The following is a 6795-nucleotide window of genomic DNA, read 5'->3' as shown; positions in this document are numbered from 1 at the left end:
GGGTTTACCCGCGAAGGGGCCGGTGCAGGCAGTTCACCGTTCCCGCAGCGCCTCGGTGCGGGCCTTGAGCACCGGCTTGAGCAGGTAATCCAGCACGCTCTTCTGCCCGGTGATGATATCCACCGTGGCCACCATCCCGGGGATGATCAGCAACGGCTTGTTGTCCCCACCCAAGTGGTTCTTCTCGGTCCTCACCTGGATCAGGTAGAACGCATTGCCCTTGTCATCGGTGACCGTGTCGGCGCTTATCAGCTCCAGCTTGGCCTTGAGCCCACCGTAGATGGTGTAGTCATAGGCACTGAACTTGACCATCGCCGGTTGCCCCGGGTGCAGGAAGGCCACGTCCTGAGGGCGCACCTTGGCCTCGATCAGCAGGTTGTCCTCGATCGGCACGATCTCCACCAGGTCACTGCCCGGCTGCACCACGCCGCCGATGGTGTTGACCTTGAGCAGCTTGACGATGCCGCGCACCGGTGACACCACGGTGGTGCGGTTGACCCGGTCGTCGATGGCGATACTGGTGGCGGTGATCTTGGACAGCTCGGTGCGTTTGTCATTGAGCTCCTTGGCAGCGTCCGAGCGGAAGCCTGCCTCGGACTCCTCGATCTTGCTCTTGATCTCGGCGATCGCCGCTTCGGCACGGGGGATGGCCAGGCTGGTGGCGTTGAGCTGGCCGCGAGCTTCGACGGTGCGTTGCTTGAGGCGCAGGATTTCCACCGGGGAAATGGCGCCCTTGCTTACCAGCGGCGCCGACATGTCGGTCTCCTGCTGCAGCAATGCCACGGCCGAGCGGTATTGATCGACCTTGGAGCGGAACTCGGCAAGTTCCTGGTTCTTCTGCCGCAGCTGTTCGTTGAGGGTCTGTTTTTCGCTGGCCAGGCGCCGCTGGCGCGAGCCATACAGGGCGATTTCGTCTTCGGCGACCTGGGGCGCCTTGGCGCGCACTTCGTCCGAGAGCACGAACGGGCGCCCTTCGGCCTCCGCCGACAGGCGCTCGACCTGGGCGGTGAGGGCGTAACGGTCAGCCTCGCTTTCGCCTTTGTTGGACTTGAACCGGGTGTCGTCCAGGCGCAGCAACGTGGCGCCTTTCTCGACCATCTGGCCTTCGCGCACGAAAATCTCGGTGACGATACCGCCTTCAAGGTTCTGCACCACCTGCACCTTGCTCGACGGGATCGCCTTGCCTTCACCGACGGTCACTTCGTCGAGCACCGCCAGGCTGGCCCAGGCCAGCGCCACCAGCAGCAACGCTGCGGCCAGCCACACGGTCAGGCGCGACAGGCGAGGCGCATCCTGCAGGGTGGCGCCTGCCAGTTCCGGCATGTAGTCGCGCTCGGCCCGTTTGTCGGTGCCATGGCTACTGCGGATGTTATGGCTCAAGGACATGGCCTACCTCACTTTTCTCAGTGGCAAGGTGCGGCCCCTGTGGGAGCGGGCTTGCCCGCGAACACCGGCAAAGCCGGTGCCACACACCGCCGTGTCTGCTTCGCGGGCAAGCCCGCTTCCACAGGGTTGAATATGTTGAGTCAAAGGGCTGAGCCGATACGGCCCTTGCGCAAGGCGTCGACAACCGCATCCTTCGGCCCGTCAGCGACGACCTTGCCGTTGTCCAGCACCACCAGCCGGTCCACCAGGCTCAGCATCGAGGTGCGGTGGGTGACCAGCAGCACGGTCTTGCCGGGCACCCAGGCCAGCAGGCGCTGGCGCAGTTGCTCTTCACTGCTGTTGTCCATGTGGCTGGTCGGCTCGTCGAGGATCAGGATCGGCGGCTCCAGCAGCAGCGCACGGGCCAACAACACGGCCTGGCGCTGGCCGCCGGAAAGCAGCTGGCCGCGCTCGCCCACCGGGCGGTCGAAGCCGTTGGGGTGTTGCCGGGCCAGCTCGCTGACACCGGTGAGCTCGGCCACTTCGAGCATGCGCGCATCGCTGATATGGCGCGCACCCAGTGTCAGGTTGTCGCGCAGGCTGCCGGCCAGCAGCGGCAAGTCGTGGGCAACGTAGCCGATCTGGCTGCGCAGGTCGGCGATGTCCAGCTGGCGCAGGTCGAGGTTGTCCAGCAGCACCTGGCCGTCGTCGGGGTGGTGGAAGCCCATCAGCAGGCGGCCCAGGGTGCTCTTGCCCGAGCCGCTGCGGCCGATGATGCCGATGCGCTCGCCGGGGGTGATGGCCAGGTTCACATCCTGCAACGCAGGGCTGGTCTGCCCCGGGTAGCGGAAGCTGACGTGGCTCAGCGCCAGTGCGCCCTTGAGCGTGGTGTGCTCCAGCGCCTGCTGGTCGAGCTGACGCTCCTGGGGCAGGGCCATCAGCGCGTCGGTGCTGCGCATGGTCAGTTGCGCTTGCTGGTAGCGGGTGATCAGCCCGGCGATCTGGCCGAGTGGGGCGAGCACCCGGCTGCCGAGCATGTAGCTGGCCACCAGCGCGCCGACGCTGAGGTTGCCGGCGATGATGCTGTACACCCCGGCAACGATGGTGGCCATACCGCAGAACTGCTGGATGAACAGCGTGCCGTTGCTGGCCAGCGACGACAGGTTGCGGGCGTGGGCGTCGAGGCGGGCGATGGCTGCGTTGGTGTGCTCCCACTGGTATTGGCGTTCGCTTTCGGCGCCACAGGCCTTGAGGGTTTCCAGGCCGCCCAGGGTTTCGATCAGCAGGGCCTGGCGCACGGCACCGAGGCTCAGGCTTTTTTGCACGGTGTCGCGCAGGCGGGCCTGGATGATCAGGGCAAAGCCCACTGCCAGCGGGAAGGCGATCAGCGGGATCAGTACCAGCCAGCCACCGAGCAGGCCGATCACCAGCAGCATCAGGGCCACGAAGGGCAGGTCGATGATGCTGGTCAGGGTGACCGCGGTGAGAAATTCGCGCAGGCCCTGGAAGTCATGGATGCTCTGGGCGAAACCACCGATGGTGGCGGGCTTGGCCTTCATGGCCATGCCGGTGATGCGCTCGAACAAGGTGGCGGAGAGGATCAGGTCGGTCTTCTTGCCGGCCTGGTCGAGCAGGTGGGCGCGAACCATGCGCAGCACCAGCTCGAAGGCGGTGCCGATGAACAGGCCGGCGACCAGCACCCACAAGGTCGACAGCGCCTGGTTGGGGACCACGCGGTCGTAGGTCTGCATGACGAACAACGGCACCATCAGGCCCAGCAGGTTGATCAACAGGCTGGCCAGCAGGGCGTCGCCGTAGAGCCAGCGGGAATGGCGCAGGGTGTCGCGGAACCAGGCGTTGACCCTCGGCAGCAGCGGCGAACGCACGTCTTCCAGGGTATGCCGCGGGCGGGCGAACAGGGCGTGGCCGCTGTAGGCCTGCTGCAGGGCTTCACGTTCGACCCATTGCTCGCCGCCTTCGGCTTCGCAGGGCAGGATCAGTGCCCGGCCGTCATCGCCCCAGCGTTGCAGCACCGCGCTGCGGCCGTTGCCGAGCAACAGCAGCACGGGCAGGTTGAGCGCCGAAATGTCATCCAGCGCCCGCTCCAGTACCCGTCCTTGCAGGCCGGCACGCGCCGCTGCCCGCGGCAGCAGGTCTGCCCCCAGGCGTTGCTGGGCCAGGGGCAGGCCGCTGCACAGGCTGGCGCGGCTGGCTGGGCGGCCATGCAGCCGACACAGGATCAACAGGCCATCGAGCAGTGGGTCATCGACATCCGGGCGCGGCTGCGCAGTTTGCATACTGGTCACGATGGCCTACTCCCGCCAGGTGGATGGGTTGCAGTGCAGGCGCTCCGTGCCAGTACGCGTGACGCTCAGCGCATGTCGGGCAGCCTGGCCTCGGTCCGGACCTCGTTGTTGGCGATGGCCTCCGGTGGTAGCGAAATGCGTTGCTTGCTCAGCAATTCACCCATGGTCGCCAGCACCCGGTACATCGAGAACTCTTCGGTGTAACGCACTTCGGTGTAGCGGCGATTGGCGTTGTACAGCTCGTTTTCGCTGTCGAGCACGTCGAGCAGGGTGCGCTGGCCAAGGCCGAACTGGTCCTGGTAGGCCGCACGTACACGTTGGGTGGTTTCCGCGTACTCACGCGCCGTCGGGGTCTGCTTGCGGGCGTTGTTCATGGCGTTCCAGGACAGGCTGAGGTTTTCGGTCAGCTCGCGCAGCGCATTGTTGCGGATGTCCAGCGCCTGGTTGATCTTGTGCGCGTCGGACTGCAGGCGGGCCTTGTCGCTGCCGCCGCGGAACAGGTTGTAGTTGAGTTCTACGCCGGCCTGCCAGTCGTTGTTGCTGTGGCCCTGCTCACCGCCGATGTTGTTGTTGGCACCGGTCGCCAGTACGGCGTCCAGGCGTGGGTAGAACGGCGACTTGGCCACTTCGTATTGCTGTTCGGCGGCATTGACGTCGGCCTGTGCCGATTTCAGGTACGGGTTGTTCTGGCGCATGCCTTCGCGTGCTTCTTCGAGGGTGGCCGGCACTTCCACCTTGATCGACTGCGGCCCTTCCAGCTCATCAGGCACGCGGCCCACCACGCTGTAGAAATTGGCCTCGGCATCGGCCAGGTCGACTTCGGCCGTGTCCAGGTTGTTTTCCGCCAGGGCGCGACGGGCGCGGGACTGGTCGAGGTCAGCGGTGCTGCCGACGCCGCGCTCGCTGCGCAGGCCGATCTGGTCGTTGACGCGCAGGTGCGCCTGCAGGTTGTTCTTGGCCAGAGTCACCAGTTCACGGCGCTTGAGTACCTCGAGATAGACCTCGACGGTACGCAAGGCGACGTCTTGGGCGATGGCCTGGGTGTAGTAGGCGCGCGAGGTCGCCACCGCTTCGGTGCGGCCCACTTCATTGGCGGTGTTGAAGCCGTCGAAGATCATCTGCCGCAGGCGCAGTTCCGACTGTGTGTAGTTCAGGGTTTCCTTGTTGTGGTTGGTCGTGCCGTCCGGGTTGAGGCCCCGGGTATTGAGGTTGTCCGAGCGCTGGCGCCCATAACCTGCCACCAGATCCACGGTCGGGTAGTAACCACCACGGGCGAATTTGACGTCCTCATCGGCCGAAAGCTTGCTGTTGCGGTTGGAGCTGATTTGCGGGTGGTAATCCACGGCACTCTGTATTGCTTCGTTGAGGGACATTGCCTCGACGTTCGAGCATGCCATGGCTACCAGCATTGCACTGGCGAGGGGGGTGAAAACGCGCATGGGGTTACTTCTCCCTGGTCACAAAAAAAGTCCTGCTATTCGCCAAAAAAATGGCGAAATTTATAATTCAAACCGTTTCATGTTTGTAACAAGAGCTAAGAACATTTAACGCGCGGGCTAAGAATTTTTTCTCATAACGCCTATGCGAAAAAAAACTTATGCGGTCTAACGAAAGCAAGACATTGTTTCTTCCAGGTGAATTCGCGCGCGGTTGGAAGGCGCGGCCTACAAGCACTGCAGCAAGTTCCAGATTATTTTCAGCTAACGACGCGGAACGGATGGGTGGAAGTAGTATTTGGCGACAAAAAATTGGCACCAAATGATGGCCAACTTAAATTATTACTATCGCCAAAGTAGTACATGAGAGAACGATTCTCACCGTTGAGATATTTCGGACTCCATACCCACATCTGCCTGCGCAACGTCATTGGCTGAAGTAGCCGATCAGTAAGGGGAGGCGTTCGCTCATGGCTAAATTAGTCGGTGTGGTCAGCAAGGTGATTGGTCAGGTCTTCGCGGTTGCCGGCGATGGCAGTCGGCGCCCGTTGATCGAAGGCGACCGCCTGTTCGCTGGCGAGCAACTGGAGACGGGTGCTGCGGGTGCCGTGGCGGTCCGCCTGCAGAACGGTGCCGAATTGACCCTGGGCCGCGACAGCAGCCTGGAGATGACGCCGGACCTGCTTGCCAGCCGGGCGCCCCATGGGCAGGGCCACGACGTTGCGCCGAGCGACGCGCAACTGAGTGATGTGGAGCGTATCCAGCAGGCAATTGCCGCTGGCGACGACCCCACCCAAAGCGCTGAGGCAACCGCCGCCGGGTCCCACAGCGGGAGCGCGTCCGGGGAGCAGGGGGGAGGCCACAGTTTCGTCCTGCTGAATGAAGTCGGTGCGCGTGTTGATCCCCGGGTGGGTTTCCCGACGGCGGGCTTCAATGGCATTCCAGAGCTGGCCAACCGCGAGGTAGGCGGCCTTGACCCGAGCAATGGCAGTTCGCTCAACGGCCGTCCCGTTGGCGGCGGCAACGGCGATGCAGGCACGCCCCCTACAGAGCCTTCCATCCCGACGGTAGACCCCAATCACCCCGTCACCTTGTTGGGGCTGGATATCGCCCCCGGCGAGCTGAGCCTGAACGAGGCGAACCTGCCGTTGGGCTCTGCCAGTGATGCGGCGGCCCTGACCCAGCACGGCCGCTTTACCGTGGTGGCTCAGGATGGTGTGTTCAACCTCAGCGTCGCTGGCATCAACGTGGTGACGGGGGGCGCGGTGACCGGCGTTGGCCAGTCGATCACCACCGGGCTGGGCAACATCCTGACCATTACCGGCTACAACCCGAGCACCGGCGAGGTGAATTACACCTACACGCTCTCCGCATCCGGGCAACATATCGAGAATGACGGGGCCAAGTCGCTGACCGAGCACTTGCCAGTCCTGGTCAGTGACCGCGACGGTGATGTCGCCCAGGGCTCGCTGGATGTCATCATCCACGATGATGCACCCCAGGCATTCGACGATGGCAACCTGGTCACTGCGACCGAGCAGCAGGTCGAACTGACCGGCAATGTGCTGACCAACGACGTGCAAGGCGCCGACCGCGTGGCGGGCGGCCCGGTGATCGCCGGCACCTTCACCGGCACCTACGGCACGCTGGTGCTGGCCGCAGACGGCTCCTACACCTACACCCTCAAT

The 6795-nt window shown here is 64.1% G+C and carries 4 protein-coding genes; 1 reads left to right on the top strand and 3 read right to left on the bottom strand.

Features of this window, described 5'->3' with window-relative positions:
• Positions 1-33: 33 nt before the first annotated feature.
• From APH27_RS25175 to APH27_RS25165, 3 genes are all read right to left on the bottom strand, one after another.
• Positions 34-1386, bottom strand: a complete 1353-nt coding sequence (locus tag APH27_RS25175; protein ID WP_027919394.1) for an HlyD family type I secretion periplasmic adaptor subunit — start codon at positions 1384-1386, stop codon at positions 34-36.
• A 140-nt stretch (positions 1387-1526) separates the two neighbouring features.
• Positions 1527-3662, bottom strand: coding sequence for a type I secretion system permease/ATPase (locus APH27_RS25170; protein ID WP_112312941.1), 2136 nt, complete (start codon positions 3660-3662; stop codon positions 1527-1529).
• A gap of 74 nt (positions 3663-3736) precedes the next feature.
• The gene (locus APH27_RS25165) at positions 3737-5110 is read right to left on the bottom strand and encodes a TolC family outer membrane protein (protein ID WP_027919392.1); all 1374 of its coding nucleotides are present in this window, start codon (positions 5108-5110) and stop codon (positions 3737-3739) included.
• A gap of 467 nt (positions 5111-5577) precedes the next feature.
• Between APH27_RS25165 and APH27_RS25160 the strand changes: the two genes are divergently transcribed.
• Positions 5578-6795 (top strand): retention module-containing protein (locus APH27_RS25160; protein ID WP_156335913.1); only part of this gene is annotated, 1218 nt, incomplete at its 3' end.

Origin of the sequence: Pseudomonas sp. NBRC 111123, from assembly GCF_001320205.1 — a bacterium.
Taxonomy (GTDB): Bacteria; Pseudomonadota; Gammaproteobacteria; order Pseudomonadales; family Pseudomonadaceae; genus Aquipseudomonas; species Aquipseudomonas putida_J.
The sequence above is the reverse complement of the archived record's forward strand: the minus strand, read 5'-3'. Positions and strand labels throughout refer to the sequence as shown.

What these genes read in the sequence shown, in the direction of transcription:
- APH27_RS25175 (WP_027919394.1), bottom strand. Translation starts at nt 1,386, where the DNA reads ATGTCCTTGAGCCATAACATCCGCAGTAGCCATGGCACCGACAAACGG.
- APH27_RS25170 (WP_112312941.1), bottom strand. Translation starts at nt 3,662, where the DNA reads ATGCAAACTGCGCAGCCGCGCCCGGATGTCGATGACCCACTGCTCGAT.
- APH27_RS25165 (WP_027919392.1), bottom strand. Translation starts at nt 5,110, where the DNA reads ATGCGCGTTTTCACCCCCCTCGCCAGTGCAATGCTGGTAGCCATGGCA.